The sequence below is a fragment of the Clostridia bacterium genome (assembly GCA_028698525.1).
GTDB lineage: Bacteria > Bacillota > Clostridia > JAQVDB01 > JAQVDB01 > JAQVDB01.
In genome coordinates this window covers 1-3,736 of the sequence record JAQVDB010000093.1, presented here as the reverse complement: position 1 = coordinate 3,736, position 3,736 = coordinate 1, and the positions used below count along the sequence as shown (strand labels likewise).

Annotated in this window: 5 protein-coding genes; all 5 read left to right on the top strand. The window is 37.0% G+C overall.

Going from position 1 to position 3,736, the window contains the following annotated elements:
* Nucleotides 1-210 (top strand): LacI family transcriptional regulator (locus PHP06_10340; protein ID MDD3840939.1); only part of this gene is annotated, 210 nt, incomplete at its 5' end.
* A gap of 137 nt (nt 211-347) precedes the next feature.
* The gene (locus PHP06_10335; protein MDD3840938.1) at nt 348-1,739 is read left to right on the top strand and encodes an FAD-dependent oxidoreductase; all 1,392 of its coding nucleotides are present in this window, start codon (nt 348-350) and stop codon (nt 1,737-1,739) included.
* 36 nt (nt 1,740-1,775) lie between these two features.
* Nucleotides 1,776-2,207, top strand: a complete 432-nt coding sequence (locus PHP06_10330) for a hypothetical protein (GenBank protein ID MDD3840937.1) — start codon at nt 1,776-1,778, stop codon at nt 2,205-2,207.
* A gap of 193 nt (nt 2,208-2,400) precedes the next feature.
* Nucleotides 2,401-2,649 (top strand): hypothetical protein, encoded by a 249-nt coding sequence (locus PHP06_10325; protein ID MDD3840936.1) that lies wholly within the window; start codon nt 2,401-2,403, stop codon nt 2,647-2,649.
* A 62-nt stretch (nt 2,650-2,711) separates the two neighbouring features.
* Nucleotides 2,712-3,623 carry an EamA family transporter gene (locus PHP06_10320; GenBank protein MDD3840935.1) on the top strand — a complete coding sequence of 304 codons (912 nt, stop codon included), beginning with the start codon at nt 2,712-2,714 and terminating at the stop codon, nt 3,621-3,623.
* Nucleotides 3,624-3,736 lie beyond the last annotated feature (113 nt).

Below are 3,736 nucleotides of genomic sequence, written 5' to 3'. Positions count from 1 at the left end.
GCTGGGAGTACACAAAAGAACGCTGTTAAAAATCAATATTTTTACGGTTCTGTTACACAGGATCCATATGCTATAGGTTATAAGGCAGTAGAACTTGCTTACAAAGCGATAAACGGTGAAGAACTTGATGAGATAGTTGATACAGGAGCAAAATTCTATACAAGCGAAAATATGGAAGATGAAGATATAGCTCAATTGCTGTATGATTAATCTGAATAAAAAAACCTCCCTTGAATTTCAAGGGAGGTTTTTTTATTCAGATTTGAAGGAATTAAGCTATCTATGTAGAAATAAAGTTAAAAGAAACAGATTAATATTAAAGTATTATAAAAACAAGGGTGGTTAACATGAGTGAGATTGAATGTGATGTTGTGGTAGTAGGAGGAGGTACTTCAGGAGTGATAGCAGCTATTGCAGCATCTAGGGCCGGTGCAAAAACTGTACTGGTAGAAAAGTATGGTTTTTTAGGAGGAGTAGCAAGCTTTGGTATTCCTTTTTTAGCTTTTATAGCAGGTGATGGTACCCGGGTAGTGGATGGAATACCTAATGAGCTGGTCAATAAAATGGTAGCCTTTGGGGGTTGTCCGGGTCATGTAAGAGGTGGCAAATGGAAAGAGAGTGGTGAGCACTCAGATTATGAATTTGCTTTGACCCCGTACGATCCCGAAGTTTATAAATATACTGCCATGAAGATGGTCCTTGATTCTGGAGTGGATCTGCTTTTACATTCATATTTTTCTGATGTAAAGATTAGCCATGGAGAGATTGAATGTATAGAGATTGTAAATAAAAGTGGAAAGCAGAATATAAAGGCAAAGATATATGTTGATGCTACTGGTGATGCTGATATTGCATATCAGGCCGGGTTTGATTATAGAAAAGGCGATGAGCAGGGCAGCATGCAGAATGTATCGGATATCTTTAACATGGGTAGGGTAGATACGAATTTTATGGTAGAGGCTTTAAAAAATAGAGATAGGATTTTAGGGTGGGGTGAATGGTATACTAGAATCGTAAAAGGGGAGAAGTTGGAAGGAGAAGAAGGTTATGTACATATTGCCGGGCATATGCAGCCGTGGGAGGATGAGTCTTGTTTAACATTTACCGCAGTTTCTTATAGAGAAGGGGAGGTATCCTTAAATATTACAAGAACGGTAGGGATAGATGGTACTGAAGCCACGGATTTAACAAAGGGGGAAACCTGTGAAAGGGAAAATGTCTTCTCCATAGCCCAAGCTATGAGAAGAAATGTACCAGGGTTTGAAAGATCATATTTAATTTCAACATCGCCACAGATAGGGATAAGGGAGTCCAGGAATATCATAGGTGAATATGTGATGACGGTAGGAGATGTTTTAGGATGTAGAGGGTTTGATGATAACATAGCAAGGGGATGTTATCCCGTCGATATACATGATCCCCATGGAGGAAAAACGCAGTTTCAATTTTTGAAGGACAGGGGTTCATACGGAGTTCCTTATAGAGCCTTGATTCCAAAGGGTGCAAAGAATGTAATTATGGCAGGGAGATGTATATCCACTGACCATGAAGCCCATGGAACTGTGAGAATTATGAGCACTGCTATGGCTACAGGACAAGCGGCAGGTGCTGCAGCCGCGCTGGCAGCTAAAAGAAATAGCCATGTAATGGATTTGGATATAGTTGAATTGAGGGAGCTGCTGAGTTACCAGAATGCAATTTTGGATGTAGATGATGTTATTTATGATGATGAATATTGAAAATATTTAAAAGCGGTATACGGGGAGGCTGATGATGTGATTTCTTGCACAGAATTCATACCGGCTTATAGCCAGTTGTTTAAATTTCTAGAATCAAAGGGCGGGAAAAAGGCTGTAGAGGATTATTGGGCTCATTCTTTTGGGGAAAATACCAGACTGAAAAAAGCCGTAGAGCAAAATGGGATCAGGGGATGCTGGATATATTGGAACCATACTTTAAATGAGGAAGCTGCGAATTTTACAATGGAACTTGATGAACAGGCAGGCAAATTTAAAATTTTGATGCACCATTGTCCATCAAAAGGTAGGCTGTTGCAGTATAGGCACATAGAGCCTTATCACGACTACTGCCGTCATTGTGATTGTTACGGAAATATACTGGAACCTTTAGGATATAAATATACATTGGATTTATCCCAATGCGATAAAGCTAAATGCACCATAACAGTAGAGGATCATATATCATGATCCTCTATTTTTTTAATTATAAAGTTGATGAACATATAAAGTTTGTCAATACGTGAAGGATTTAATCATTTTTTGTCGAATATAAGAAAAGGTCACTTTTTGGGAAAGGAAAATCCACATGAGAACTTTTTCTGATATCAAGGAGTCATTTCTTGCAACATATTAGTCTGTCTTTTCAGTACTATGGCAGTCCATGGGTTTTCCAAGAAATCCTTTGGGAGAATTATTCGTAGAATATGGACTTGAAATAAAAGAAAAATCCCCCTATAGAAATACAATGGTATTTGGATTTACCAATCAAAGCATAGGCTATATACCTACAAAAGAGGCATTTAAAAATGGCGGATATGAACCTACATTTTGCGAGTCCAGTTGTTTGGTGCCAGAGGCGGGTGGGATACTTGTAAAGGAAATCCTTTCGATTATTGATGAACTAAACTAAGTTATTCTATGATTTTGTTAAATAAAAATATGCTGAAACCAAATGAACAGGAGAATTTGACAATGGCTAGTAATTCAAGCGGCAGATATATAATGGTTGTAATAGCGGCAGTAACATGGGGTATGTTTGGAATAATCAGTGAATTATTGTTTAGTAAGGGGATAGACCCTATATCAGTGGGTACATACAGGGCAACAATAAGTTTTTTGTTATTTTTTTTATTTGCCCTTATTTTTGAAAGAGATAGTCTAAAATTAGAGATAAAAGATTTCCCTTTTTTTATATTATACGGATTAATAGGTGTTGCAGGCATGTATACAATGTATACTACTGCTATCAACCTCACATCGATAGCAACAGCTGCGATACTCCTATATACAGCACCTGCATTTGTAAATGTGCTATCGTACTTTATATTTAAAGAACCGATGGATTGGACAAAGATAATCAGTCTTGTATTAACACTGGTAGGGTGTTTTTTGGTAGTCAAAGGATATGATGTAAATTCTTTAAAGGCCAATACCATGGGAATAATAGTGGGCATCTTATCCGGCATAACCTATGCAATGTTCAGTATCTTTGGGAAACTAGGTTCAAAAAAGCATAGTACCTTGACACTGCTGGTATATTCGCACCTATTCGGTATGTTGTTCATGTGGTTTTTAAGACCACCATCGTTTTTGATAAAAACTGTAGTACATACAGGAATAATGCCGATAGTGCTGGCCTTGAGTATAATATGTACCATAATCCCCAATGCTTCATATACATATGCACTTAAATATATACCTGCAAGCAATGCATCCATAATAGCTACATTAGAACCTGTTATAGCTACCATAGCAGGGTATTTTGCATTTGGTCAGGCGATAGAATTACCTCAAATAGCAGGTTTTGCACTAGTTATATTATCTATAATACTGGTTCAGACTGGCAAACAAACTCAAAATATTTCATTTTCAGCTAATGCATAGATTAAAGATAATACAATGGAAGGTCAGGTTTTAAGCATCAAACCTCACCTTCCATTTTTAATATAAGGTGAAATATAAAAATCAACATGGATATTTTTGATTTGCTTTTTTTA

Bases quoted from the DNA above. Each gene is read 5' to 3' on its own strand.
- PHP06_10335 (MDD3840938.1), top strand. From the start codon at position 348: ATGAGTGAGATTGAATGTGATGTTGTGGTAGTAGGAGGAGGTACTTCA.
- PHP06_10325 (MDD3840936.1), top strand. From the start codon at position 2,401: ATGGGTTTTCCAAGAAATCCTTTGGGAGAATTATTCGTAGAATATGGA.
- PHP06_10320 (MDD3840935.1), top strand. From the start codon at position 2,712: ATGGCTAGTAATTCAAGCGGCAGATATATAATGGTTGTAATAGCGGCA.